Genomic DNA, 26,631 nt, shown 5'->3' on the forward strand with positions numbered 1-26,631 from the left:
AATGGAAAGCTACGTCGTTTTTGGTAACCCGATTGCCCACAGTAAATCGCCGTTCATCCATCAACAGTTTGCCGAGCAGCTGAACATCGTGCATCCGTATGGTCGCATGTTGGCGCCGCTGGATGGTTTCGTTACTGCGCTGGAAGCTTTTTTCCAGCAGGGCGGTAAAGGGGCGAACGTCACGGTGCCTTTTAAAGAGGAGGCGTTTGCCCGTGCTGATGAGCTCACCGAGCGCGCGGCCCTGGCGGGTGCGGTGAATACGCTGAAGCGCCTGGAGGATGGGCGAATCCTCGGTGATAACACCGATGGTATTGGCCTGTTGAGCGACCTGGAACGACTTGGGCTGATTAAGCCCGGCTATCGTGTTCTGCTGATTGGCGCTGGCGGCGCGGCGCGCGGGGTGCTGCTGCCGTTGCTTTCGCTGGATTGTAACGTCACCATCACTAACCGTACCCACGTGAGGGCGCAAACGCTCGCCGAACTGTTCCGCCATACCGGCAGCGTTAGCGCGCGGCCAATGTCTGAGCTGGACGGGTATGAGTTCGACCTTATCATTAATGCCACATCCAGCGGCATCTCTGGCGAGACTCCGCCAATCCCGATATCGCTACTGGGCCCGCAGGTGTGTTGCTATGACATGTTTTATCAGCAGGGCAATACGGCCTTTCTGTCCTGGTGCATTCAGCATGGTGTAAAACGCTATGCTGATGGATTGGGGATGCTGGTGGGGCAGGCGGCGCACGCCGTTTTACTGTGGCACGGGGTTTTGCCGGACGTTGAACCGGTGATCGCGTCCCTCAAACGTGAGCTGGGCGTATGAATCAGGCGATCCAGTTTCCCGACCGCGAAGAGTGGCGTGCCGATCTCGAAAGCATTTGTTTTCCTGTGCTGGTGAACGGTATGCAGCTAACGTGTGCATTAAGTGCAGAAACGATGACTCGTCGCTTTGGCGGCGATAACCCGCAGCAATGGCTCGCGTTGTTTAGCGAGAATCGCTGGGATCTTGAAGAAGAAGCCAGCGATCTGATTCGCGATCAGCAGGAAGACGCTCAGGGTTGGGTCTGGTTGTCCTGATCCAGATAGTCATCTTTCCATTTCACATAGTTATTGGCCGAATAGCGTAATCCCTCGATTTCGGCCTCTTTTAATGGTCGAATCTGTTTGACCGGACTACCCAGATAAAGATATCCACTTTCCAGACGCTTATGTTGTGGTACCAGGCTACCCGCGCCGATCATGACATCGTCTTCAACGACCACACCATCCAGCAGAATCGACCCCATACCGACCAATACCCGATTACCGATGGTGCAGCCGTGCAGCATCACTTTATGACCGACGGTAACGTCTTCGCCAACGATGAGCGGATTACCTTCCGGGTTCCTGGCTGACTTATGTGTCACATGGAGGACGCTACCATCCTGGATATTACTGCGTGCGCCAATCTGGATATAGTTAACGTCGCCGCGCGCGGCAACCAGGGGCCAGATGCTGACATCATCCGCCAGACGAACGTCGCCGATGATTGCGCAGGTAGGGTCAATCATCACGCGCTGGCCGATGACGGGGAATAAATCTTTATAGCGGCGTAAAACGGCTGACATGTTTACCTCATTAAAACGGTGTCATGGTGGGATTCTTTCTCATTATCGGCCCAATTCTGGGGTTTCTCATCTCAAAAATTAAGCAAATTGCATACTTACAGAGCGAAAAGTGTGAAAAAACGGCACTTAGAAAAAAAGTTGAGAAAAGGGGTTGTGCAAAAAACAAAGTTCCCTATAATGCGCACCCACTGAGACGGCAAACGTGAATCACTTCACACTAAGTAGCCGGGTTGGTTGAAGAGAAAAACCTGAAAATGAGGGTTGACTCTGAAAGAGGAAAGCGTAATATACGCCACCTCGCGACGGTGAGCTGTAAGCCGCGTCGCAACTGCTCTTTAACAATTTATCAGACAATCTGTGTGGGCACTCGAAGATACGGATTCTTAACGTCGCAAGACGAAAAATGAATACCAAGTCTCTGAGTGAACACGTAATTCATTACGAAGTTTAGTTCATGAGCATCAAACTTAAATTGAAGAGTTTGATCATGGCTCAGATTGAACGCTGGCGGCAGGCCTAACACATGCAAGTCGAACGGTAGCACAGAGAGCTTGCTCTTGGGTGACGAGTGGCGGACGGGTGAGTAATGTCTGGGAAACTGCCCGATGGAGGGGGATAACTACTGGAAACGGTAGCTAATACCGCATAACGTCGCAAGACCAAAGTGGGGGACCTTCGGGCCTCACACCATCGGATGTGCCCAGATGGGATTAGCTAGTAGGTGGGGTAACGGCTCACCTAGGCGACGATCCCTAGCTGGTCTGAGAGGATGACCAGCCACACTGGAACTGAGACACGGTCCAGACTCCTACGGGAGGCAGCAGTGGGGAATATTGCACAATGGGCGCAAGCCTGATGCAGCCATGCCGCGTGTATGAAGAAGGCCTTCGGGTTGTAAAGTACTTTCAGCGAGGAGGAAGGCGTTGTGGTTAATAACCGCAGCGATTGACGTTACTCGCAGAAGAAGCACCGGCTAACTCCGTGCCAGCAGCCGCGGTAATACGGAGGGTGCAAGCGTTAATCGGAATTACTGGGCGTAAAGCGCACGCAGGCGGTTTGTTAAGTCAGATGTGAAATCCCCGGGCTCAACCTGGGAACTGCATTTGAAACTGGCAAGCTTGAGTCTCGTAGAGGGGGGTAGAATTCCAGGTGTAGCGGTGAAATGCGTAGAGATCTGGAGGAATACCGGTGGCGAAGGCGGCCCCCTGGACGAAGACTGACGCTCAGGTGCGAAAGCGTGGGGAGCAAACAGGATTAGATACCCTGGTAGTCCACGCCGTAAACGATGTCTATTTGGAGGTTGTGCCCTTGAGGCGTGGCTTCCGGAGCTAACGCGTTAAATAGACCGCCTGGGGAGTACGGCCGCAAGGTTAAAACTCAAATGAATTGACGGGGGCCCGCACAAGCGGTGGAGCATGTGGTTTAATTCGATGCAACGCGAAGAACCTTACCTACTCTTGACATCCAGAGAACTTAGCAGAGATGCTTTGGTGCCTTCGGGAACTCTGAGACAGGTGCTGCATGGCTGTCGTCAGCTCGTGTTGTGAAATGTTGGGTTAAGTCCCGCAACGAGCGCAACCCTTATCCTTTGTTGCCAGCGGTTCGGCCGGGAACTCAAAGGAGACTGCCAGTGATAAACTGGAGGAAGGTGGGGATGACGTCAAGTCATCATGGCCCTTACGAGTAGGGCTACACACGTGCTACAATGGCATATACAAAGAGAAGCGACCTCGCGAGAGCAAGCGGACCTCATAAAGTATGTCGTAGTCCGGATTGGAGTCTGCAACTCGACTCCATGAAGTCGGAATCGCTAGTAATCGTAGATCAGAATGCTACGGTGAATACGTTCCCGGGCCTTGTACACACCGCCCGTCACACCATGGGAGTGGGTTGCAAAAGAAGTAGGTAGCTTAACCTTCGGGAGGGCGCTTACCACTTTGTGATTCATGACTGGGGTGAAGTCGTAACAAGGTAACCGTAGGGGAACCTGCGGTTGGATCACCTCCTTACCTTAAAGAAACGTTCTTTGAAGTGCTCACACAGATTGTCTGATGAAAAGTAAATAGCAAGGCGTCTTGCGATTGAGACTTCAGTGTCCCCTTCGTCTAGAGGCCCAGGACACCGCCCTTTCACGGCGGTAACAGGGGTTCGAATCCCCTAGGGGACGCCACTTGCTGGTTTGTGTGAGTGAAAGTCGCCGACCTCAATATCTCAAAACTCATCTTCGGGTGACGTTTGAGATATTTGCTCTTTAAAAATCTGGATCAAGCTGAAAATTGAAACGACACACTGTGTCTGTTCTCCGTAATAAGAACAGATAAATGGTGTGTTCGAGTCTCTCAAATTTTCGCAATCAGAAGTGAAACATCTTCGGGTTGTGAGGTTAAGCGACTAAGCGTACACGGTGGATGCCCTGGCAGTCAGAGGCGATGAAGGACGTGCTAATCTGCGATAAGCGTCGGTAAGGTGATATGAACCGTTATAACCGGCGATTTCCGAATGGGGAAACCCAGTGTGATTCGTCACACTATCATTACGTGAATACATAGCGTAATGAAGCGAACCGGGGGAACTGAAACATCTAAGTACCCCGAGGAAAAGAAATCAACCGAGATTCCCCCAGTAGCGGCGAGCGAACGGGGAGCAGCCCAGAGTCTGAATCAGCTTGTGTGTTAGTGGAACGGTCTGGAAAGTCCGACGGTACAGGGTGATAGTCCCGTACACCAAAATGCACAGGTTGTGAACTCGAAGAGTAGGGCGGGACACGTGGTATCCTGTCTGAATATGGGGGGACCATCCTCCAAGGCTAAATACTCCTGACTGACCGATAGTGAACCAGTACCGTGAGGGAAAGGCGAAAAGAACCCCGGCGAGGGGAGTGAAAAAGAACCTGAAACCGTGTACGTACAAGCAGTGGGAGCACCCTTTGGGGTGTGACTGCGTACCTTTTGTATAATGGGTCAGCGACTTATATTCTGTAGCAAGGTTAACCGTATAGGGGAGCCGAAGGGAAACCGAGTCTTAACTGGGCGTTAAGTTGCAGGGTATAGACCCGAAACCCGGTGATCTAGCCATGGGCAGGTTGAAGGTTGGGTAACACTAACTGGAGGACCGAACCGACTAATGTTGAAAAATTAGCGGATGACTTGTGGCTGGGGGTGAAAGGCCAATCAAACCGGGAGATAGCTGGTTCTCCCCGAAAGCTATTTAGGTAGCGCCTCGTGAACTCATCTTCGGGGGTAGAGCACTGTTTCGGCTAGGGGGTCATCCCGACTTACCAACCCGATGCAAACTGCGAATACCGAAGAATGTTATCACGGGAGACACACGGCGGGTGCTAACGTCCGTCGTGAAGAGGGAAACAACCCAGACCGCCAGCTAAGGTCCCAAAGTCACAGTTAAGTGGGAAACGATGTGGGAAGGCTCAGACAGCCAGGATGTTGGCTTAGAAGCAGCCATCATTTAAAGAAAGCGTAATAGCTCACTGGTCGAGTCGGCCTGCGCGGAAGATGTAACGGGGCTAAACTGTGCACCGAAGCTGCGGCAGCGACACTATGTGTTGTTGGGTAGGGGAGCGTTCTGTAAGCCTGCGAAGGTGTCTCGTGAGGGATGCTGGAGGTATCAGAAGTGCGAATGCTGACATAAGTAACGATAATGCGGGTGAAAAACCCGCACGCCGGAAGACCAAGGGTTCCTGTCCAACGTTAATCGGGGCAGGGTGAGTCGACCCCTAAGGCGAGGCCGAAAGGCGTAGTCGATGGGAAACAGGTTAATATTCCTGTACTTGGTGTTACTGCGAAGGGGGGACGGAGAAGGCTATGTTAGCCGGGCGACGGTTGTCCCGGTTTAAGCATGTAGGCGGAGCGTTTAGGTAAATCCGGACGCTTACTAACGCTGAGGTGTGATGACGAGGCACTACGGTGCTGAAGTAACAAATGCCCTGCTTCCAGGAAAAGCCTCTAAGCATCAGGTAACATCAAATCGTACCCCAAACCGACACAGGTGGTCAGGTAGAGAATACCAAGGCGCTTGAGAGAACTCGGGTGAAGGAACTAGGCAAAATGGTGCCGTAACTTCGGGAGAAGGCACGCTGATATGTAGGTGAAGTGGTTTACCCATGGAGCTGAAATCAGTCGAAGATACCAGCTGGCTGCAACTGTTTATTAAAAACACAGCACTGTGCAAACACGAAAGTGGACGTATACGGTGTGACGCCTGCCCGGTGCCGGAAGGTTAATTGATGGGGTTAGCGGCAACGCGAAGCTCTTGATCGAAGCCCCGGTAAACGGCGGCCGTAACTATAACGGTCCTAAGGTAGCGAAATTCCTTGTCGGGTAAGTTCCGACCTGCACGAATGGCGTAATGATGGCCAGGCTGTCTCCACCCGAGACTCAGTGAAATTGAACTCGCTGTGAAGATGCAGTGTACCCGCGGCAAGACGGAAAGACCCCGTGAACCTTTACTATAGCTTGACACTGAACACTGGTCCTTGATGTGTAGGATAGGTGGGAGGCTTTGAAGCGCGGACGCCAGTTCGTGTGGAGCCATCCTTGAAATACCACCCTTTAATGGCTGGTGTTCTAACGTAGACCCGTGATCCGGGTTGCGGACAGTGTCTGGTGGGTAGTTTGACTGGGGCGGTCTCCTCCTAAAGAGTAACGGAGGAGCACGAAGGTTAGCTAATCCTGGTCGGACATCAGGAGGTTAGTGCAAAGGCATAAGCTAGCTTGACTGCGAGAGTGACGGCTCGAGCAGGTGCGAAAGCAGGTCTTAGTGATCCGGTGGTTCTGAATGGAAGGGCCATCGCTCAACGGATAAAAGGTACTCCGGGGATAACAGGCTGATACCGCCCAAGAGTTCATATCGACGGCGGTGTTTGGCACCTCGATGTCGGCTCATCACATCCTGGGGCTGAAGTAGGTCCCAAGGGTATGGCTGTTCGCCATTTAAAGTGGTACGCGAGCTGGGTTTAGAACGTCGTGAGACAGTTCGGTCCCTATCTGCCGTGGGCGCTGGAGAATTGAGGGGGGCTGCTCCTAGTACGAGAGGACCGGAGTGGACGCATCACTGGTGTTCGGGTTGTCATGCCAATGGCATTGCCCGGTAGCTAAATGCGGAAAAGATAAGTGCTGAAAGCATCTAAGCACGAAACTTGCCCCGAGATGAGTTCTCCCTGACTCCTTGAGAGTCCTGAAGGAACGTTGAAGACGACGACGTTGATAGGCTGGGTGTGTAAGCGTAGCGATACGTTGAGCTAACCAGTACTAATGAACCGTGAGGCTTAACCTTACAACGCCGAAGATGTTTTGGCGAAGAGACTGATATTCAGCTTGATTACAGATTAAATCAGAACGCATAAAGCGGTCTGAAAACAGAATTTGCCTGGCGGCTGTAGCGCGGTGGTCCCACCTGACCCCATGCCGAACTCAGAAGTGAAACGCCGTAGCGCCGATGGTAGTGTGGGGTCTCCCCATGCGAGAGTAGGGAACTGCCAGGCATCAAATTTAGCGTGCTGATATGGCTCAGTTGGTAGAGCGCACCCTTGGTAAGGGTGAGGTCCCCAGTTCGACTCTGGGTATCAGCACCACTTTTTAGGTTAAAGTTCGGCGCTTAGTAAAGAATTTGTCTGGCGGCTGTAGCGCGGTGGTCCCACCTGACCCCATGCCGAACTCAGAAGTGAAACGCCGTAGCGCCGATGGTAGTGTGGGGTCTCCCCATGCGAGAGTAGGGAACTGCCAGACATCAAATAAAACAAAAGGCTCAGTCGAAAGACTGGGCCTTTTGTTTTATCTGTTGTTTGTCGGAGAGCACTCTCCGGTAGCGAAAAAGCCCATCCTGACGGATGGGCTTTTTTACGTCTGTCGCCAGCCAATTGGATCGCTGCGCTTGTATGTCGACAAATATCCTGTCCGGATGCCAACACAGGATTGATTAAGTGCCTCTTGTCGGCTTTGCCTTCCTTGCTGATTTGATACATAGCGATTGCTAATACAGGGCATCTACATCGCGTAAAGAGTGTCATCACCTTATATTTAACAGGGCGTCATAGCGCCTTTGAAATAAAATGTAGTGCTATCTCTTTATTATATCTGGTGATTTTTATGCGATGCTGAATAAGAGGAGAATACGCGGAAGGAATAAAATAAACCCGCGTCAGCGTTATTAATAAAATAACAACTAACGCGGGGCAAAAAAACGTAGGTACGAGCCTTTACGGCCGTTCTGTTACTTGGTCAGCGCGACGATACCCAGCGTCAGCCCTGCCAGAGCCGCAGCACCACCGGCGATGGCTCCTGCGGTTTCCCAGTTGTCTTGCGTTGTCCCTTTCATACAGGTGTTGGTATGAACCAGACGGCCCTGGTCATCATAGACCGGAACGCAAGGTGAATCATGTGCACAGCCCGCAAGCAGAGTTGCCAGCAGCGTCACCAGAATAAATTTTTTCATGATATAGCCTCTAAATAGTCCGTTTCATTACGCCATCATGGACGTATTACGGAATGGCTTATTTTATCACCTGCATAGCCATGGTCTGATAGGGGAAATAATCTCAATTTATGAGTTAGGTAAATATCGTGGAGAAGAAGTGATAAATGGGTGGGATTGTGTAGAAATGATGCAGATGAAAATAATGAAATAATCTGATAGTCAGAGTAATAAGCGAAATCAGCGATAACGTATTGAGTCTCCTGTCTTTATCTGGCGCTAAAAAAGGCGTCCGAAGACGCCTTTCACAGGATAGTTGCTGAGGTTAGTCCGTATGTTTGGTAAAGCGACGTCTGACGACCACGAAGAATACCGGTACGAAGAAAATGGCCAGCAGTGTTGCTGTTAACATTCCCCCCATAACCCCGGTACCTACCGCATTCTGCGCGCCGCTACCGGCACCATGGCTGATAACCAACGGCATAACGCCAAGAATGAAGGCCAGCGAAGTCATTAAGATTGGACGTAGACGCATGCGTGATGCCTCAAGCGTTGCCTCAATGATCCCCTTGCCCTCTTTTTCCATAAGATCCTTGGCAAACTCAACGATCAAAATCGCGTTCTTCGCTGATAAACCGATCGTGGTTAACAGCCCTACCTGGAAGTAAACGTCGTTATTCAAACCACGTAGCGATGCTGCCAGCAGCGCACCGACAACCCCCAAAGGCACGACCAGCATAACGGAGAATGGGATAGACCAGCTCTCATAGAGTGCCGCCAGACACAGGAAGACGACGATCAGCGAGATCGCATATAGCGCAGGTGCCTGGTTGCCGGATAAACGTTCCTGATAGGACATCCCCGTCCAGTCAAAGCCAATACCAGACGGCAGCTTGCTGGCCATTTGTTCCATCAGCGTCATGGCCTCACCGGTACTTTTACCCGGTGCGGCTTCACCCAAAATCTCCATGGAAGGCAAACCATTATAACGTTCAAGACGCGGTGAACCGTAAACCCAATGTGAAGTGACGAAGGCAGAGAACGGCACCATCTCGCCGTTAGCACTTCGCACGTACATATTGTTGACATCACCTGGCAGCATACGGAATTTAGCATCCGCCTGAACATATACCTTCTTCACGCGGCCATGATCGATAAAGTCGTTAACGTAGTAACCCCCCAGCGCCGCTGAAATGGTTTCATTGATATCCGACAGAGAGATGCCCAGTGCCTGCGCTTTTTCCTGGTCGACATCCAGCTTGAACTGCGCGGTGTCTTCCAGTCCGTTTGGACGTACGCGAACCAACTGGTCTGGATGCTGTTGCACCATGCCCAGTAGCTGATTACGTGCCTGAGTCAGCGCGGTATGGCCAAGGTTACCCTGATCAATCAACTCGAAGTCAAAGCCGGTAGCCGTACCGAGTTCGATAATGGCTGGCATATTGAACGGGAAGACCATGGCGTCTTTAATCTGGCTGAAGGCCATGGTCGCACGTTTGATGATGGACTCTGCGCTGTTCTTATCACCGCTACGTTCATCCCATGGCTTGAGACTAACAAACGCCATACCGGAGTTTTGTCCCTGACCGCTGAAGCTGAAACCGTTAACGGTAAAGACGCTTGCCACGTTGGCCTTCTCGTTATTCAGATAGTAGTGGGTAACGGTATCCAGTACCTTCTGCGTGCGTTCCTGCGTAGCGCCAGCCGGGAGCTGAACCATGGTCATGAATACACCCTGATCTTCATCCGGCAGGAAGGACGTAGGGAGACGGACAAACAGCACCGCCATCCCAACGACAATAAGAACATAGATAACCAGATAACGACCGGTGCAGCGCAGAATGCCGCTCACGCTGTTGGTATAGTGGTTAACGCTCTGATCAAACTTATTGTTGAACCAGCCGAAGAACCCTTTCTTCTCATGGTGATCGGCTGACCCTGGTTTCAACAGCGTGGCGCACAGAGCGGGGGTCAGAATCAAGGCAACCAGAACCGATAGTGCCATGGCCGAAACGATGGTAATTGAGAACTGGCGGTAGATAGCGCCGGTAGAGCCGCCAAAGAAGGCCATCGGCACGAACACCGCCGATAGCACCATAGCGATACCGACCAGCGCGCCCTGGATCTGCGACATGGATTTCTCCGTCGCTTCAACTGGCGAAAGCTGTTCTTCGACCATCACACGCTCAACGTTTTCAACCACCACGATGGCATCATCGACCAATAGGCCTATCGCGAGCACCATCCCGAACATCGTCAGGGTGTTTATCGAGTAGCCAAACATCTCCAGTACGGCAAAGGTCCCCAGCAATACCACCGGCACGGCGATTGTGGGAATGAGCGTAGCGCGGATGTTCTGTAAGAACAGATACATAACGAGGAAGACGAGGATAATCGCTTCAAACAGCGTTTTGACCACTTCGTGAATCGAGATAGTGACGAATGGCGTGGTGTCGTACGGATAGACCACTTTCATTCCCTGCGGGAAGAAAGGCTGTAGCTCTGCCAGCTTGGCCTTAATTGCGTTCGCCGTATCCAGCGCATTCGCGCCCGTGGCAAGCTTAATCCCCAGCCCTGAAGCCGGTTTACCGTTAATACGGGCAACGACGTTGTAGTTTTCGCCACCTAGCTCAATGCGCGCGACATCGCTCAGATGAACGACAGAACCATCGGCGTTAACCCGTAGGGTGACTTTACCGAACTCGACCGGATCTTTCAGACGTGTCTGCGCAATGATAGAGGCGTTAAGCTGCTGACCTTTCACTGAAGGTGTGCCACCCAATTGGCCGGCAGCAATTTGGTCGTTCTGTACCTTCAACTGATTGATCACGTCGACCGGCGTCAGGTTGTATTTGTTGAGCTGATTCCCGTCGAGCCAGATACGCATCGCGTATTGTGCGCCAAAAAGCTGGACGTCGCCGACGCCGTTCAGACGGCTGATCGGATCTTTAACGTTAGAGGCGATGTAGTCAGAAATGTCGTCCTGCACGGTATTCGGGTTATCGGAGATAAACCCGGCGACTAACAGGAAGCTGCTGCTTGATTTCTCTACGCTGATCCCTTGCTGCTGCACTTCCTGCGGCAGCAACGGCGTGGCCAGCTGCAGTTTGTTCTGCACCTGAACCTGGGCGATATCCGGATCGGTCCCTGAATTAAAGGTCAGAGTGATAGTCACCGAACCGGCTGAATCGCTGGTAGAGGACATATACATCAGATTATCGATACCGTTCATATTCTGTTCGATAACCTGAGTAACGGTGTCCTGCACGGTCTGGGCGTCAGCACCCGGATAAGTGGCGGAGATCGCCACGGCTGGCGGTGCAATCGTAGGATATTGCGCGATAGGCAACTGCAAAATAGCCAGCCCGCCGGCGATCATCAAAATGATGGCCAGAACCCAGGCAAAAACTGGACGATGGATAAAAAACTTAGACATGGGTTTGGTACCTTATTGCGCAGCCGGAGCCGCGGTATCCTCTTCTGCCTTCACGGTCACGCCAGGGCGTACTTTCTGTAGCCCACTGACGATAACTTTATCGCCAGCCTTCAGGCCGCTGGTGATCAGCCACTGGTCGCCAACTGCCTGCGCGGCCACAACGTTACGGGTTTCCACCTGATTTTTGTCATTGACCAGCAGCACGGTGGCATCGCCTCGCGGCGTACGGGTGACACCCTGCTGTGGAACCAGCATTGCGCTCGGATTTACCCCTTCATCGATGCGTGCTCGCACAAACATGCCCGGCAGCAGCGTATGCTGCGGGTTAGGGAAGATGGCGCGTAGGGTGATCGAGCCGGTACTTTCATCGACAGTGACGTCAGAGAATTGCAGAGATCCTTTCAGCGCGTAGGGCTGACCATTCTCCATTACTAACTGGACGCTCTTCGCATCGCTACCCTGTTGCAGGCTCTCCTGCTTCAGACGCATAAAATCGCTGCTGGACTGGGTCACATCGACGTAAATTGGATCGAGCTGCTGCACCGTGGCCATCGCGTTGGACTGCCCGTTGGTCACCAGTGCGCCTTCCGTCACGCTGGACTTGCCAATGCGACCGGTGATAGGAGAGGTCACTTTGGTATAAGCAAGATTGATACGGGCACTCTCGACAGCGGCTTTTGCCGCCATGACGTCGGCATCGGCCTGACGCGCAGTCGCCACCGCCTGGTCATAATCCTGCTGACTGATGTATTTCGTCCCCAACAGCGGGACATAGCGTTTTACCGTCAGATGGGCAATGGCGGCGGCGGCCTCTGCTTTTGACTCGTCGCCTTTGGCGCTGTCATAAGCTGCCTGATAGGTTGCAGGGTCGATTTGGTAAAGCGATTGCCCGGCTTCAACGTCACTACCTTCCACAAAGTTACGCTTCAGGATAATACCGCTGACCTGTGGGCGAACCTCTGCGACGCGGAACGCAGAGGTGCGCCCCGGCAATTCAGTGATGATGGAGAGTGGCGCATTGTTCACAACATGAACAGTAACCTGAGGCATGGGGGCATGCGCTTGCTGATCGCCTGAATTATCGCAGCCGCTTAATAATGCCGCAGAGATAATTAAGCTGGATAAGAGTGTAACTCTGGCGTGGCTCGTCATTGCGGTTCCTTATAGATTGATAGCCAGATTTGACTACAAATCTGTGAAAGAAAGGGTGAATAAAAAACAGTTCGTTATCCTACAAATAAACACCGTTGGATGTAAGAGATAGTTATTTTTGATGGAGTGGCAAGGCACGGAAACACAAAAATAGCAGGATTGGAGAATAAGCCGAGGCATAATGCGGATGATTATATTCATATGGTGAATGATGATTTAATAAAACATGGATTCACTGTATTTATCTATTTTTCGGAGGCTATCAAACTTTTTGGTAAACACAGCGGTTAATCTGAATGGTAGATTGAATAGAGTAATATAAATTATTCACCGCTCATCCAATGGTAAGCGATACATTTCATGGCAAGAAAAACGAAAGAAGAGGCGCTCAAGACGCGTCAGATGCTGCTCGACGCGGCAATCGAACAGTTTGCGCGGCGCGGCGTCAGCAACACCACGCTGACTGATATTGCCGATGCTGCTGGCGTCACGCGGGGGGCGGTTTACTGGCATTTTTCAAGTAAGAGTGAGTTATTTAACGCAATGTGGCAGGAGCAACTCCCTCTGCGTGATTTAGTTCATCATAAATTGAAACAAATAGAGACTGGAAATCCATTATTGGACTTAAGGAATAAATTTGTATTAGGTTTGCAATATATTGCGGAAACGCCGCGTCAGCGTGCTTTGATGCAGATTCTGTATCATAAGTGCGAATTTAATAGCGACATGATGTCGGAGTGCGAAATCAGAAAGAAAATAGGATTTGGCTATGATTCCGTGCGTAATATACTGCAGGGCTGTGTACGTAACCAGATCTTACCTAAAGATACAAATATTGAGATTATATTAATCGTTTTATATAGCGCGTTTAGCGGTTTGATTAAAAACTGGTTAATGGACCCGCAGCAGTTCGATCTCTATCAACAAGCGCCACTGCTGGTCGACAATATTATGTCCACGGTCTGCGCCCAAAGTTTCTGGGCGAGCCGACCTGCTCTGGTGGTTAATCAGTAATTCTGCACGCTTTCGGTCAGGGATGGCTGAAAAAATTTCATCTCACGATTCTCCCACTGTTTTCCATACGCAGTATCTGTCATCTTATTTGTTACTTACCGTGATCATAATGAGGTGTTTATGGACTTTATTTCCCGCCAGATTGGGGATTTTCAGGTAACCGCGCTGAGCGACGGGAATATGTCCGCCAGCCTGGATCTGCTCTCGGGTATCACGACGACCGACGCGGGAGAGATTCAGCGCAGCGCCGGCGTGGCTGAACCCGGCAACCTGCATATTTATGGCTATCTGATTCGCGGACGCGGGCGCACGATTCTGGTGGATTCTGGCACGGGGGGCGCAAACAACGTGGGTGGGCTGTTCAGGGATAATCTACAGGCGTTTGGCGTTGAGCCGGAGGCGGTTGATACGTTGCTGTTAACCCATGCGCATCCCGATCATATCGGCGGCTTGCTGGATGAAGCCGGAGCGGCTGTTTATCCGAATGCCCGGCTCTACATTCATCCGCTCGAAATCGCGTTCTGGCAGAATGATGAGCGTCTGGCGCAGGCTAACGAACGTGCGCAGCGTAACTTTATCCGGGCGCGCCAGACGTTGGCGGTATACGGCGAACGCGTTTCTTTACTCGACGACAAGCCGATTATCGAGGGGATTCAGCCGGTTCATCTGCCTGGTCATACGCCAGGGCATACGGGCTTCAGAATCGATACGCCGCAGGCCAGCCTGCTTATCTGGGGAGATATCGTCCACTTCCCCTATATTCAGACGGCACATCCCGATGTGTCCATTGCGTTTGATATCGACCCCGAGCAAGCAAAGGCTTCACGTAAACGCATCCTGGCGCAGGCGGCGCAGGAAAAACTGCTGGTGGCGGGAATGCACTTTGGGGGGAGTGGTTTTGCGCAGGTCATCCCTGAGGGGCCAGGATACCGTATCGTCTATATGAAGGCGTAAAACAGGCAATAAAAAAGGCGCTTCCCCATGCCGAGTAGCGCCTTCAAAATCAAGCAATTAACTGATTAGTATCAGTTCATGCCGTATTTTTTCAGTTTCTTACGCAGAGTACCGCGGTTGATGCCCATCATCAGGGCTGCGCGGGTCTGGTTACCACGGGTGTATTGCATCACCATGTCCAACAGGGGCTGTTCTACTTCAGCCAGTACCAGCTCATACAGGTCATTAACGTCCTGACCGTTCAGTTGAGCAAAATAGTTCTTCAGTGCCTGTTTAACCGAGTCACGCAGGGGTTTTTGGGTTACCTGATCCTGAGAGTTAACGGTAGAAACGGTCAGTACGTCAGAATTTACGCGTTGTTCGAACATAGTTCTGTCAGCTCTTTATTTCTATTACGCAAAATTTTCGAAGTATGCCTCCAACGCCTCCAGCTGTTCGCTGGCATCCTCAATGGCGTTGAATGTGCGCCGAAACTGGTCATTTGGAGCGTGCTCCTGGAGATACCAGGAGACGTGTTTCCGCGCGATTCGGTACCCTTTTGCCTGACCGTAAAAGTCATGCAGTTCCCGAACGTGCGCACAAAGCAAGCGCTTCACCTCTGCCAGAGGCAGTGGAGGCAGCAGCTCCCCAGTGTCCAGATAATGCTGGATTTCCCGAAAGATCCAGGGTCTTCCCTGAGCCGCACGTCCTATCATCAGGGCATCAGCCCCCGTATAGTCGAGTACAGCTCTGGCTTTAAGCGGGTCAGTAATGTCGCCATTCGCGATAATCGGAATGGAAACGTTCTGCTTAACTGTCCGAATGCTGTCGTACTCAGCGTCTCCGTTAAACAAGCAGGCGCGGGTGCGTCCGTGAATAGTCAGAGCCTGAATGCCACAGTCTTCAGCCAGTTGGGCAATTTCTACACAGTTACGGTGCTCAGGAGCCCAGCCAGTGCGAATCTTGAGTGTGACAGGAACGTCCACCGCCTTAACAACCGCGTTCAGGATAGCCTTCACCTGATCCGGATATTGCAGTAGGGCTGAGCCTGCTAGCTTGCGATTCACCTTTTTTGCCGGACAGCCCATATTAATATCAATAATCTGGGCGCCGCTTTCCACATTAATGCGGGCGGCTCCGGCCATCTCTTCAGGATCGCTACCGGCGATTTGCACGGTACGAATACCTGGTTCATCCACGTGCACCATACGTAACCGAGATTTATCGCTCTCCCACACCTGCGGGTTGGAGGACATCATCTCTGATACGGTTAAGCCTGCTCCCATCTCGTAGCACAACGTCCGGAATGGTCTGTCAGTGATGCCAGCCATGGGCGCTGCGATCAGGCGATTTCTGAGCTGGTGTTGTCCGATACGCATGAGTTAAGAAATGACCATACTGTGACTGCAAGGCGGCGTATATTACGCATTTTTTGCACGAGATGAAAGGCCAAACTTTGAGCAATCCGATGTTGTAGATCAATGAATCTCAGTACTGAAAGCGAATCGACGATAAATTTCCATATTAATCATCAAATTATACAAAAGTGAATGTTTTGTGCGCATTCAGAAAATCATCAAACTTCTCTCGTATTCTTGCGTAACGGCGAGCGCTTGAGCGATAAAGTGATGATTTAATGAACAATATTGGTTCGGTAAATGCGATCTGTCTCGCATTTATGAGGGGGATAAAACGTTCGGGAAGGGGAAAATGCGGCCAGCAGGCCGCATTCAGAGACGATTATTTTTTGCGGCCAGTAATGCGGCACCACTCTTCTTTTTCGACGACGGCGTCGAGGTCGAAGAGGTCGGCATATGCTTCACATACGCTTTCCGCCTGGCTGGCCAGGATGCCTGACAGGCCCAGCAGGCCGCCTGTAACCGGCAGCACGCTGATTAACGGCGCGAGTTCACGTAATGGGCCGGCCAGGATGTTGGCGACCACCACGTCGGCTTTCATGGCTTCTGGTTGGTCCTGCGGCAGATACAGCTCCAGGCGTTCGGAAACGCCGTTACGCTGGGCATTGTCGCGGCTGGCCTGAATGGCCTGCGGATCGATATCGATCCCGATGGCTTTCGCCGCGCCCAGCTTCAGCGCGGCGATCGCGAGGATCCCGGAACCGCAGCCGAAGTCGATCACCGTCTTGCCGGTCAGATCCAGTCCATCCAGCCACTGCAGGCACAGCGAAGTGGTTGGGTGGGTACCGGTGCCGAAGGCCAGACCCGGGTCGAGCATCACGTTGACCGCGTTCTCATCCGGCACGTCGCGCCAGCTTGGGCAGATCCACAAACGCTCGCCAAAGCGCATCGGGTGGAAGTTGTCCATCCACTCACGCTCCCAGTCTTTATCTTCCAGCTGTTCGATTTTATGCGCAAAGCCCGCGCCCAGCAGAGGATGTTGCTCAAGCAGGGAAACGACCTCTTTCATGTCGGTTTCTGCATCAAACAGGCCGATAACGTCGGTATCGCCCCACAGGCGAGTTTCACCCGGCAACGGCTCGAAGACCGGCGTGTCATGCGTATCCTGGAAGGTGATGGAGACCGAACCGGCTTCCATCAGCGCATCGCTAAGATCTTCGGCATGGGCGCCGGTTGTGTTCAGTTTCAGTTGGATCCACGGCATGGCAAAACTCTTTATTTATCAGTAGAAATTACGGCTGCTTGTGGGGCAGGTTGACCAAAACGGTTCCCGACCACAAACGCCAGCAAACTTAGCAGTAACGAAGGCACAATCGGATGGAAGCCCAGGTACTGAATATTAAACGTCGCCAGTACGGCGTACAGCACGCCACCCACGATCATCCCGCTCAGCGCTCCGGCTGCATTGGCGCGCTCCCAATACAGGCCTAACACCAACGGCCACAGGAATACGGCTTCAAGCCCGCCAAAGGCCAGCAGGTTTAACCAGATAATCATCTCAGGCGGGCGCCAGGCGGCCAGCAGCAGCAATGCGCCCAGAATCAGCGTGATTGCCGCCGACATGCGCTTCAAACGACGCTCATTCTGCATCTGTTCCGGGTGCAGATTCAAATAGAGATCTTTGATGATCGTAGCGGAACTTTGCAGCAGTTGGGCATTAATTGTCGACATAATTGCCGCCATCGGCGCCGCCAGGAAAATCCCTGCCGCGAAGGGGGGAAGCACTTTCACCATCAACGTAGGGATGACCAGATCCGGCACCGTGAGGTCCGGAATAACCGCGCGTCCCAGCGCGCCGGCAAGGTGCATACCGAACATCAGGATCGCGACGACGATCGTCCCGATAATAATACCCCGGTGCACCGCCTTACTGTCTTTATAAGAGATGCAGCGCACTGCCGTGTGCGGTAAACCAATTACCCCAAAGCAGACCAGCACCCAGAACGAGGTCATAAAGGTCGGCGACAGAATATCATCCGCCCCTTGTGGCGAAACGAGTTTCGGGTCAATCGCTTCCAGCGTTTGCACCGCGTGGCTCAACCCGCCCGCTGCATGCACAATGCCAACCAGCAGTACGATGGTGCCGACAAGCATCACCAGGCCCTGCATGGTGTCGTTCAGCACGCTGGCGCGAAAGCCGCCGAACGCGGTATACAGTGCAATGCTGATACCAAAAATGAGCAGGCCGGTTTCATAGGGAATGCCCGCGGCGGTTTCCAGCAGGCGCGCGCCGCCGATAAACTGGACGGTCATCGCGCCGACAAAAGCAACCAGCAGGCTCAGGCTTGCCAGCCAGACCAGCAGGCGACTCTGGTAGCGGGCAAACAGCATATCGTTGAGCGTCACGGCGTTATAGCGACGAGCAAGAATAGCGAACTTTTTGCCCAATACTCCCAGCGAGAGCCAGACGGCGGGTAGCTGAATCATCGCCAGCAGCACCCACCCAAGCCCGTACTTATAAGCCGCGCCCGGCCCGCCGATAAACGAACTGGCGCTGATATAGGTGGCCGTGAGCGTCATGGCAAGGACGATGCCTCCCATTGAGCGGCTACCGAGAAAATACTCATTGAGGAAGTTTCCGGTCGCTCGTTTACGCATGGCGTAAATCGACAGACCAAAAACGACGAGCAGATAGGCGATAAGCGGCAGAATGACTTCAAGCTGCATGGTCGTCATCCTCCAGCGGAATATCGCGATAGATAAATTTCACCATCGCCCAACACAACAAAATAAATACCAGCGGAATCAGCAGGCAGGCCATCTCAAACCAGTGCGGCAGGCCAGTGAAGCCCTGCATCGAGTTTGGTATGTAAGCGCTTGCTAACCACGCTACAAGATAGAGAAGGGTTAGCCACAGCGCCCAGCGCGCCTCTTTATGGGCCTGAACAAAACGCTTGTCCATTTTTTGTCCCTTGTGGATGAAGAAAGCGGGGATTGTACCGCAAGGAAAAGATGAGGGGAGAGAAAAAGAAAAAAGGCCGGAAAATCCGGCCTTTTGTTGCGAGAACAGGATTATTTTTCCTGCAATCCGAGTTTTTTCTCCAGATAGTGGATGTTGGTACCACCATGCTGGAAGTTCTCGTCGCTCATAATGCGCATCTGCAGATCAACGTTGGTTTTGATACCGTCGATGATCAGCTCCTGCAGCGCATTCTTCATGCGAGCAATCGCCACGTCACGGGTCTCACCGTAGCAGATGAGTTTGCCGATCATTGAGTCATAGTACGGCGGTACGGTGTAGCCGGCGTAGATATGAGATTCCCAACGAACGCCAAAGCCGCCCGGCGCGTGGAAGCGGGTGATTTTACCCGGGCTTGGCAGGAAGGTGTCCGGGTCTTCGGCGTTGATACGGCATTCTACCGCATGGCCGCGAACCTGCACTTCTTCTTGCTTGATGGACAGCGGCTGACCGGCAGCAATACGCAGCTGCTCTTTGATCAGGTCAACGCCGGTGATCATCTCGGTAACCGGGTGCTCTACCTGGATACGGGTGTTCATTTCAATGAAGTAGAACTCGCCGTTTTCAAACAGGAACTCGAAAGTACCCGCGCCGCGGTAGCCGATATCCACACACGCTTTCGCGCAGCGTTCGCCGATGTAGCGACGCAGTTCCGGGGTAATGCCCGGTGCCGGCGCTTCTTCGACGACTTTCTGGTGACGACGCTGCATGGAGCAGTCACGTTCAGCCAGATAGATAGCGTTACCCTGACCATCAGCCAGTACCTGGATCTCGACGTGGCGAGGATTTTCCAGGTATTTTTCCATGTACACCATGTCATTGTTGAAAGCAGACTTCGCTTCCGCTTTGGTCATGGCAATGGACTGCGCCAGGTCGGAGTCGCTGCGCACTACGCGCATACCGCGACCGCCGCCGCCGCCGGAGGCTTTGATGATGACCGGGTAGCCGATGCGTTTCGCATGTGCGCGGTTAGCGTCCATGTCGTCGCCCAGCGGGCCGTCAGAGCCCGGAACGGTCGGTACGCCTGCTTTCTTCATCGCGGTGATCGCAGACACTTTGTCGCCCATCAGGCGAATGGTGTCGGCTTTCGGGCCGATGAAGATAAAGCCGGAACGTTCAACCTGCTCGGCAAAGTTGGCGTTCTCAGAGAGGAAGCCATAGCCTGGGTGAATCGCCACTGCGCCGGTGATCTCAGCTGCGCTGATGATAGCCGGGATGTTCAGATAGCTTTTTACGGATGGCGCCGGGCCGATACAAACCGTCTCATCCGCCAGCAGTACGTGTTTTAAATCGCGGTCCGCAGTCGAGTGCACAGCGACGGTCTTGATGCCCAGTTCTTTACAGGCACGAAGAATACGCAGTGCGATCTCGCCGCGGTTAGCGATGACAATTTTATCCAGCATCTTCGCCTCGTTACTCGATGACGACCAGCGGCTCGTCAAATTCAACCGGCTGACCGCTTTCTACCAGGATTGCTTTCACAGTCCCTGCTTTGTCAGCTTCAATCTGGTTCATCATTTTCATCGCTTCAACGATGCACAGGGTGTCGCCCACGTTAACTTTCTGACCAACTTCCACGAATGCTTTAGCATCCGGGCCTGGAGTGCGATAGAAAGTACCAACCATCGGGGAACGTACGATGTGACCACTGATTTCAGCTTTAGCCGGGGCTTCAGCTGCGGCTGGTGCTGCTGCCGCGACAGGTGCCTGCTGTTGCATAACAGGCGCTGCATAAGCCTGCTGCATCACTGGAATACCGGTGTTCGGCGCCGTGCGGCTGATGCGCACAGACTCTTCGCCTTCAGAAATTTCCAGTTCGTTGATGCCAGACTCTTCGACCAGCTCGATCAGTTTTTTAATCTTACGAATATCCATGAGTGGGTTCCGTACTCTTTGTTTAGTTTGATTGTGACAGGCGTTTTACCGCCGTCTGTAAAGCGTATGAATAGCCGTCAGCCCCGAGCCCGCAGATAACGCCGGAAGCGATATCAGACAGATACGAATGATGACGGAATGGTTCGCGCGCATGGACGTTGCTGAGGTGAATCTCGATAAACGGGATGCTCACCGACAGCAACGCATCGCGAAGGGCAACGCTCGTGTGCGTGAACGCGGCCGGATTGATCAGGATATAGTCAATATTGTCTTTAGCCTGATGAATACGGTCGATGAGGACGTACTCGGCGTTGGATTGCAGGCTGTCGAGCGTGACGTTCAAGGCTTCGGCTTCCGCGGTTAAGCGGCTTACGATCTGGGAAAGCGTCAGCGTGCCATACTTCTCTGGCTCACGGGTGCCTAACATATTCAGGTTCGGGCCGTTCAAAAGCAAAATGCGAAACTTGTCAGTCATTGTGCTGCTATCTCCTGCAATTCTCGGGTAAAAAACAAAATATACCTTCGATGCGCGATTGTCACCTTTTCAGAGGCTTAAAACCCTCGTCAGGAAAACCAAGGTCGCACATTATAACTATTTCGTAGCATTTGGCAGCTAAATACTGGTCTTATCAGGGAAGATTATCAACTGCTATCGTGTAAAGAACGTCTGACTATAAGTGAATTGTGGTAAACCGCACATATCGCGACATCATCGCCACCACTGGCGAAACTTCTTATAGCGACAGGCTAATAGCACGATGGCGCAGCCGGCATAGATGAGCGGTTGCGGTGAGATAATCTTCACCGACCACAGATAATGTATCGGCGCGAGGATCGCGACAAGATAGACGAAGTTATGCAAAAGCTGCCAGCGTCGCCCGAGTTTTCGTTGCATCGCCTGCGTTGAGGTGACCGCCAGCGCCAACAGGATAAGCCAGCAGGCTAATCCCAGCAGCAGATAGGGCCGAGTCACAATTTCTTGCCCTAATAGCGACAGATTCTGGATCCCCAGTTCCAGCAGGCTGTAGCTGGTGAGGTGAATCGTCGCCCAGGTGAAACACCACAGACCCAACAAGCGGCGCGTGCGAATCAGCAACGGCTGTTTAGCGTAACGCGCCAGCGGGGCGACCAACAAGGTCGCCAGCAGCAATTTCAGAGCCATCCTACCGGTAAAGTGCTGGATATCCTTGACCGGATCGGCGCTGAGCTGCCCTTGAGAGATCGCCCAGAACAGCCACGCAAACGGCAAAAATGCGGCAAGATGCAGGCAAACTTTCAGCCAGGTTATCTGTTTAGCCGTGAAACGCATTAAAAATTCTCCCGCAGATTCATCCCGCGATACAGCGAGGCCACCTCATCGGCGTAGCCGTTAAACAGCAGCGTCGGTTGGCGCTGTACGTCGAGAATGCCGCCAGAACCGATAAACCGTTCCGTTGCCTGAGACCAGCGAGGGTGATCGACATGCGGGTTCACGTTGGCGTAAAAACCGTATTCATCAGGCGCCGCCAGGTTCCAGGTGGTATCGGGGCGATCGCGGGTGAGCGTAATACTGACAATCGACTTAATGCCTTTAAAGCCGTACTTCCATGGCACCGTCAGGCGGATCGGCGCGCCGTTTTGCGGCGGTAATGCTTTGCCGTAAACGCCCACGGTGAGCAGCGTCAGCGGATTCATCGCTTCGTCCAGACGTAGCCCTTCTATATAAGGATATGCCAGGCCGCCGCCGATAAAGCGATCCTTCTGTCCGGGCATGGTTTCTGGCGAGTAGAGGGTTTTAAAAGCCACGTACTTCGCGTTGCTGGTGGGTTCGACGGCAGCCAGCAGCTTATGCAGCGGGAAGCCAATCCACGGCACCACCATCGACCACGCCTCCACGCAGCGCATTCGATAAATTCGTTCTTCCAGTGGAAAACGTTTGGTCAGGTCATCATGATCGAGCGTCAACGGTTTCGCCACTTCGCCACCGATCGTCAGTTTCCACGGGTTGGTCTGTAAACTTCCGGCGTTTGCTGCCGGATCGGCCTTATCCAACCCAAATTCATAAAAGTTGTTGTAGCCGGTGACTTTATTTTCTGGCGTCAGCGTCAGTTTGCTTTGCCATTGGGCGGGTTTATCGAAGGTAAGTGGCGCGCCTGAGGGGGCGGCAGGGCGATCATTGCCCTTAAACCAGTCGGTCAGACTGGAGGCGTGCAGGGGAAGCGAGGCGGCAGCGGTGCCAATGCCCAGCATTTTCAACACCTGGCGGCGTTTGAGCATAAACACGGACTCGGCCGTGACGTCTGCTTCAGTCAGTTTTTTGCGATTCATAATGCTCTCCGTCATGCTTTTTTCTAAGCATGACGGAGGCCAGACATTAATGCGAATATGTCACGAAAAATTGCATTTTAGGCGATTTTGACCAGCGTACGGCCCTGAATCTGGTTGTTAATGATCTTGTCGGCAAATGCGGGCGCCTGGTCGAGGCTAATTTCCGTTGCGCTTTGGTGATAGAACGTTTCGGGCAGATCCGCCACCAGACGTTTCCACGCTTCGGCGCGACGGGCCGCTGGCGTCATGACCGAGTCAACGCCCTGCAGACGCACGTTACGCAGGATAAACGGCATGACGGTGGTGGGGAGCGCAAAACCGCCAGCCAGGCCGCAGGCTGCGACGCAACCGCCGTAGTTCATCTGCGCCAGTACTTTAGCCAGCACTTTATCACCCACGGTGTCTACCGCTCCGGCCCAGAGCTGTTTCTCCAGCGGACGGGTTTCGGCAAATTCGTCACGGCCCAGAATACGGCTCGCGCCCAGCGCGCGCAGGTAATCATGAGTGCTTTCGCGTCCGGAAACGGCGGCCACCTGATAACCCAGCTTATGCAGCAGAGCTATCGCGGTGCTGCCTACGCCGCCGCTGGCGCCGGTCACCACGATTTCGCCATCTTCCGGGCGCACGCCCGCGTCTTCCAGCGCCATCACGCACAGCATCGCGGTAAAGCCCGCGGTGCCGATAATCATGGCTTTACGTCCGTCCAGGCCTGCCGGCAGCGGTACCAGCCAGTCACCGTTGACGCGCGCGCGCTCGGACAGCCCGCCCCAATGGTTTTCGCCAACGCCCCAACCGGTCAGCAGCACCTGCTGGCCCGGTGTGAAGCGTGCGTCGTCACTGTGATGAACCGTACCGGCAAAGTCGATACCCGGCACCATCGGGAAGTTACGGATAATTTTCCCTTTGCCGGTGATGGCGAGCGCATCTTTATAATTCAAACTGGACCACTGGATGTCGACGGTGACGTTGCCCTGCGGCAGCAGACTGTCGTCAACGGCCTTCACTGCGGCGAGGGTTTTGCCATCCTGCTGTTCTAAGATGAGTGCCTGCATAACCTTTCCTTACATGGTCTGATAGTGAAAAAATTTACCGGGGACTATACTCGCTTATCATCATTTGATATCGATTTGGCGCAATAAATTGCCAGATCCGCCAGGTTTGGTAGTATGCCAGCCTGGTTTGATATGTTAGTGCTTACTTCTTGTAAGACACGGACGCTGGCACCCGGCCTCTGTCGGGGGATGATTAACCCACGGAGTTAACTCAGGGATGCGATTAACGACGAAGTTCTCAGCCTTTTTTACGCTCTTAACCGGGCTTACCATCTTTGTGACGTTAATTGGCTCCTCACTGAGTTTCTATAACGGCATACAGTATAAGATAGCCACGCGCGTGCAGGCCGTCGCGACCGTGCTGGATAATCGACTGGTCAACAGCTCGTTTGAGACGCTCGACAACCAGCTCGATGAAATCATGGTGCCGCTCGACATCGTGCGTATCGACTTTACCCTGAACGACAAATCACTGTTCCACCATACCCGCAGCAGTAGTTATCTGCCGATGGGCAGCCACTATCAGTATCGCGAAATCACGGTGGCGTCGCTCAAACATCCCGGCATGAAGATTCATCTGGTGTATCTGGACCCGATGGCCAACTATTTCCGCTCGCTGATGACTACCGCGCCGTTGACCATCACGATTGCCTTTATGGTGCTGGTGGTCTTTATTGCCGTGCGCTGGCTGCGACGCCAGCTGGCGGGTGAAGAGCTGCTGGAGATGCGCGCCACGCGGATCCTTAACGGCGAGCGCGGCGCGAAGGCGAAGGGGAATATTCACGAATGGCCGGCACGTACCAGCTCGGCGCTGGATACGCTGCTGTCGGAGATTCAGTTTGCCGGCGAGCAGCGCAGTCGTCTGGATACGCTGATTCGCTCTTATGCCGCGCAGGATTCAAAAACCGGCCTGAGCAACCGTCTGTTTTTCGATAGCCAGTTGGCGACGCTGCTCGACGACCAGGAAAACGTGGGGGCGCACGGCATCGTCATGATGATCCGCCTGCCGGATTTCGACTTTTTGCGCGACAACTGGGGCCGCGCGGCGGCGGAAGAACACGTTTTTACCCTGATTAACCTGCTCTCCACCTTTATTATGCGCTACCCCGGCGCGTTACTGGCGCGCTACCGCCGCAGCGACTTTACCGTTCTGTTGCCGCACCGCACGCTAAAAGAGGCCGACAGTATTGCCGGGCAGCTCTTAAAAGCCATCGACGGTCTGCCGCTGGCAAAAATTCTCGATCGCGATGACATGATGCATATCGGCATTTGCGCCTGGCGCAGCGGGCAAACCACCGAGCAGGTGATGGAACACGCCGAAGCGGCGGTGCGTAATGCTGTATTGCAGGGCAGTAACAGCTGGGCCATTTATGATGATTCACTACCGGAGAAAGGGCGCGGCAACGTGCGCTGGCGCACCCTGATTGAGCAAATGCTCAGTCGCGGCGGCCCGCGTTTGTATCAAAAGCCGGCCGTGAGTCTTGACGGCACCGTGCATCATCGAGAGCTGATGTGCCGGATCTTCGACGGTAAAGAAGAGGTCATTGCCGCTGAGTATCTGCCGATGGTGCTGGAGTTCGGACTGGGCGAAGAGTACGACCGTTTACAGATTACCCGTCTGCTTCCTTTCCTCAGCTTCTGGCCGCAAGAAAACCTGGCGATTCAGGTTACCGTAGAGTCATTGATCCGCCCGCGTTTTCAACGCTGGTTACGTGATGTATTAATGCAGTGCGAAAAATCGCATCGTCGACGGATTATTTTTGAACTTGCAGAGGTAGATGTCTGTCAACATATGACGCGTCTCCAGCCCGTCGTTCGTTTAATTCATGCGTTAGGCGTTCGGGTCGCGGTGACGCAGGCAGGTTTAGCCCTTGTCAGCACCAGTTGGATTAAGCAGCTTGAGATTGAACTGATTAAGATCGATCCGGTGCTGGTACGTGATATAGAAAAGCGCAGCCAGAACCAGCTGCTGGTACAAAGCCTGGTAGAGGCCTGTAAAGGAACATCAATACAGGTATTTGCCGCCGGTGTACGCAGCCGCGGTGAATGGCAGGTGCTGACAGAATGCGGAGTTTTCGGCGGCCAGGGAGATTTTTTTGCCTCTTCCCAGCCACTTGACGCAAATGTGAAAAAATATTCGCAAAGATATTCGGTTTGACCTGCTGTTTAACGTGTTTATCACGTAGAATAACGCGCGCGGTTTTTTCCGGGAGTGTGCATGTCTGCTCGCCAGGGAAAACGACGCATCACGCATGTGACGACCTTTGACAGGTACAAATCCAGGATGGAGCGGCAGTGAGTCTCCCTGCACTGAAGGAGTCAGGTTGGATTTGTAACAAAGGTAACGAACTGCACTAATTTTCACCGTTGCAGATGATTTTTGCGCCTTGTCGCTGCTGCGTGTGGTTGGTAAAGTAAGCGGATTTTGTTTTCCGCCCCAGCTTTCAGGATTATC

General features: G+C 53.1%; 19 protein-coding genes, 2 tRNA genes, 4 rRNA genes and 1 pseudogene. 11 read left to right on the forward strand and 15 right to left on the reverse strand.

Annotated elements, in window-relative coordinates; translation table 11 throughout:
- The first annotated feature begins 1 nt into the window (after window position 1).
- On the forward strand, window positions 2-820 hold the full coding sequence (gene aroE / locus K7B04_RS07575) for a shikimate dehydrogenase (RefSeq protein ID WP_223803774.1): 819 nt from the start codon (window positions 2-4) through the stop codon (window positions 818-820).
- On the forward strand, window positions 817-1,074 hold the full coding sequence (locus K7B04_RS07580) for a DUF1488 domain-containing protein (protein ID WP_163446609.1): 258 nt from the start codon (window positions 817-819) through the stop codon (window positions 1,072-1,074). The genes aroE and K7B04_RS07580 overlap by 4 nt, the downstream gene beginning before the upstream one ends.
- Here K7B04_RS07580 and K7B04_RS07585 read toward each other — a convergent pair.
- The gene (locus K7B04_RS07585) at window positions 1,050-1,604 is read right to left on the reverse strand and encodes a gamma carbonic anhydrase family protein (RefSeq protein WP_163446607.1); all 555 of its coding nucleotides are present in this window, start codon (window positions 1,602-1,604) and stop codon (window positions 1,050-1,052) included. The two genes, K7B04_RS07580 and K7B04_RS07585, sit on opposite strands and share 25 nt — an antisense overlap.
- A gap of 469 nt (window positions 1,605-2,073) precedes the next feature.
- On the opposite strand from K7B04_RS07585, the gene K7B04_RS07590 reads away from it, so the two are divergent.
- The 6 genes from K7B04_RS07590 to rrf (K7B04_RS07615) all read left to right on the forward strand — a co-directional run bounded on the left by K7B04_RS07590 (window position 2,074) and on the right by rrf (K7B04_RS07615) (window position 7,345).
- Window positions 2,074-3,613 (forward strand): 16S ribosomal RNA (locus K7B04_RS07590).
- Window positions 3,614-3,698: 85 nt separating this feature from the next.
- Window positions 3,699-3,774, forward strand: a tRNA-Glu gene (locus K7B04_RS07595).
- A gap of 211 nt (window positions 3,775-3,985) precedes the next feature.
- Window positions 3,986-6,893, forward strand: a 23S ribosomal RNA gene (locus tag K7B04_RS07600).
- A 92-nt stretch (window positions 6,894-6,985) separates the two neighbouring features.
- Window positions 6,986-7,101, forward strand: a 5S ribosomal RNA gene (rrf, locus tag K7B04_RS07605).
- A 14-nt stretch (window positions 7,102-7,115) separates the two neighbouring features.
- A tRNA-Thr gene (locus tag K7B04_RS07610) sits at window positions 7,116-7,191 on the forward strand.
- 38 nt (window positions 7,192-7,229) lie between these two features.
- Window positions 7,230-7,345 (forward strand): 5S ribosomal RNA (gene rrf, locus K7B04_RS07615).
- Together the 16S, 23S and 5S rRNA genes with 2 tRNA genes alongside form the textbook arrangement of a ribosomal RNA operon.
- Window positions 7,346-7,829: 484 nt before the next feature.
- Here the strand turns inward: rrf (K7B04_RS07615) and K7B04_RS07620 are convergent.
- From K7B04_RS07620 to K7B04_RS07630, 3 genes are all read right to left on the reverse strand, one after another.
- Window positions 7,830-8,051 carry a lipoprotein gene (locus tag K7B04_RS07620; protein ID WP_035891258.1) on the reverse strand — a complete coding sequence of 74 codons (222 nt, stop codon included), beginning with the start codon at window positions 8,049-8,051 and terminating at the stop codon, window positions 7,830-7,832.
- A gap of 304 nt (window positions 8,052-8,355) precedes the next feature.
- On the reverse strand, window positions 8,356-11,466 hold the full coding sequence (locus K7B04_RS07625) for an efflux RND transporter permease subunit (protein WP_167574931.1): 3,111 nt from the start codon (window positions 11,464-11,466) through the stop codon (window positions 8,356-8,358).
- A 12-nt stretch (window positions 11,467-11,478) separates the two neighbouring features.
- Window positions 11,479-12,618 (reverse strand): efflux RND transporter periplasmic adaptor subunit, encoded by a 1,140-nt coding sequence (locus K7B04_RS07630; protein ID WP_167574932.1) that lies wholly within the window; start codon window positions 12,616-12,618, stop codon window positions 11,479-11,481.
- Between the two features lie 360 nt (window positions 12,619-12,978).
- Here K7B04_RS07630 and envR point away from each other — a divergent pair, with 360 nt between their 5' ends.
- Together envR and K7B04_RS07640 are read left to right on the forward strand one after the other, a co-directional pair.
- Complete coding sequence (gene envR, locus K7B04_RS07635; RefSeq protein ID WP_167574933.1) at window positions 12,979-13,632, forward strand: acrEF/envCD operon transcriptional regulator; 654 nt, start codon at window positions 12,979-12,981, stop codon at window positions 13,630-13,632.
- 120 nt (window positions 13,633-13,752) lie between these two features.
- Window positions 13,753-14,586, forward strand: coding sequence for an MBL fold metallo-hydrolase (locus K7B04_RS07640; protein WP_223803775.1), 834 nt, complete (start codon window positions 13,753-13,755; stop codon window positions 14,584-14,586).
- Window positions 14,587-14,657: 71 nt separating this feature from the next.
- Here K7B04_RS07640 and fis read toward each other — a convergent pair whose 3' ends face one another.
- The 11 genes and pseudogenes from fis to K7B04_RS07695 all read right to left on the reverse strand — a co-directional run bounded on the left by fis (window position 14,658) and on the right by K7B04_RS07695 (window position 24,176).
- Window positions 14,658-14,954 (reverse strand): DNA-binding transcriptional regulator Fis, encoded by a 297-nt coding sequence (fis, locus tag K7B04_RS07645; RefSeq protein WP_000462905.1) that lies wholly within the window; start codon window positions 14,952-14,954, stop codon window positions 14,658-14,660.
- Window positions 14,936-15,944, reverse strand: a pseudogene (gene dusB, locus K7B04_RS07650) (tRNA dihydrouridine synthase DusB). The gene fis and the pseudogene dusB overlap by 19 nt, the downstream one beginning before the upstream one ends.
- A gap of 361 nt (window positions 15,945-16,305) precedes the next feature.
- On the reverse strand, window positions 16,306-17,187 hold the full coding sequence (prmA, locus tag K7B04_RS07655) for a 50S ribosomal protein L11 methyltransferase (RefSeq protein ID WP_163446540.1): 882 nt from the start codon (window positions 17,185-17,187) through the stop codon (window positions 16,306-16,308).
- Window positions 17,188-17,198: 11 nt separating this feature from the next.
- The gene (gene panF, locus K7B04_RS07660; RefSeq protein ID WP_163446539.1) at window positions 17,199-18,650 is read right to left on the reverse strand and encodes a sodium/pantothenate symporter; all 1,452 of its coding nucleotides are present in this window, start codon (window positions 18,648-18,650) and stop codon (window positions 17,199-17,201) included.
- Entirely contained in the window at window positions 18,640-18,885 is a 246-nt protein-coding gene (locus K7B04_RS07665; RefSeq protein ID WP_223803776.1) for a YhdT family protein, read from the reverse strand. Before K7B04_RS07665 ends, panF begins: the two co-directional genes overlap by 11 nt.
- Before the next feature lie 110 nt (window positions 18,886-18,995).
- Entirely contained in the window at window positions 18,996-20,345 is a 1,350-nt protein-coding gene (gene accC / locus K7B04_RS07670) for an acetyl-CoA carboxylase biotin carboxylase subunit (RefSeq protein WP_163446537.1), read from the reverse strand.
- 10 nt (window positions 20,346-20,355) lie between these two features.
- Window positions 20,356-20,817 carry an acetyl-CoA carboxylase biotin carboxyl carrier protein gene (gene accB, locus K7B04_RS07675; RefSeq protein ID WP_163446536.1) on the reverse strand — a complete coding sequence of 154 codons (462 nt, stop codon included), beginning with the start codon at window positions 20,815-20,817 and terminating at the stop codon, window positions 20,356-20,358.
- 22 nt (window positions 20,818-20,839) lie between these two features.
- Complete coding sequence (aroQ, locus tag K7B04_RS07680) at window positions 20,840-21,292, reverse strand: type II 3-dehydroquinate dehydratase (RefSeq protein ID WP_064541720.1); 453 nt, start codon at window positions 21,290-21,292, stop codon at window positions 20,840-20,842.
- A gap of 234 nt (window positions 21,293-21,526) precedes the next feature.
- On the reverse strand, window positions 21,527-22,126 hold the full coding sequence (gene msrQ / locus K7B04_RS07685) for a protein-methionine-sulfoxide reductase heme-binding subunit MsrQ (RefSeq protein WP_223803777.1): 600 nt from the start codon (window positions 22,124-22,126) through the stop codon (window positions 21,527-21,529).
- The gene (gene msrP / locus K7B04_RS07690; RefSeq protein ID WP_065356172.1) at window positions 22,126-23,124 is read right to left on the reverse strand and encodes a protein-methionine-sulfoxide reductase catalytic subunit MsrP; all 999 of its coding nucleotides are present in this window, start codon (window positions 23,122-23,124) and stop codon (window positions 22,126-22,128) included. Before msrP ends, msrQ begins: the two co-directional genes overlap by 1 nt.
- Before the next feature lie 77 nt (window positions 23,125-23,201).
- Window positions 23,202-24,176, reverse strand: a complete 975-nt coding sequence (locus K7B04_RS07695; RefSeq protein WP_223803778.1) for an MDR family oxidoreductase — start codon at window positions 24,174-24,176, stop codon at window positions 23,202-23,204.
- Window positions 24,177-24,393: 217 nt separating this feature from the next.
- Between K7B04_RS07695 and csrD the strand changes: the two genes are divergently transcribed.
- Window positions 24,394-26,334 (forward strand): RNase E specificity factor CsrD, encoded by a 1,941-nt coding sequence (csrD, locus tag K7B04_RS07700; protein ID WP_163446533.1) that lies wholly within the window; start codon window positions 24,394-24,396, stop codon window positions 26,332-26,334.
- Window positions 26,335-26,631 lie beyond the last annotated feature (297 nt).

The organism is Kluyvera sp. CRP (genome assembly GCF_019930565.1).
Lineage (GTDB): Bacteria > Pseudomonadota > Gammaproteobacteria > Enterobacterales > Enterobacteriaceae > Kluyvera > Kluyvera georgiana_A.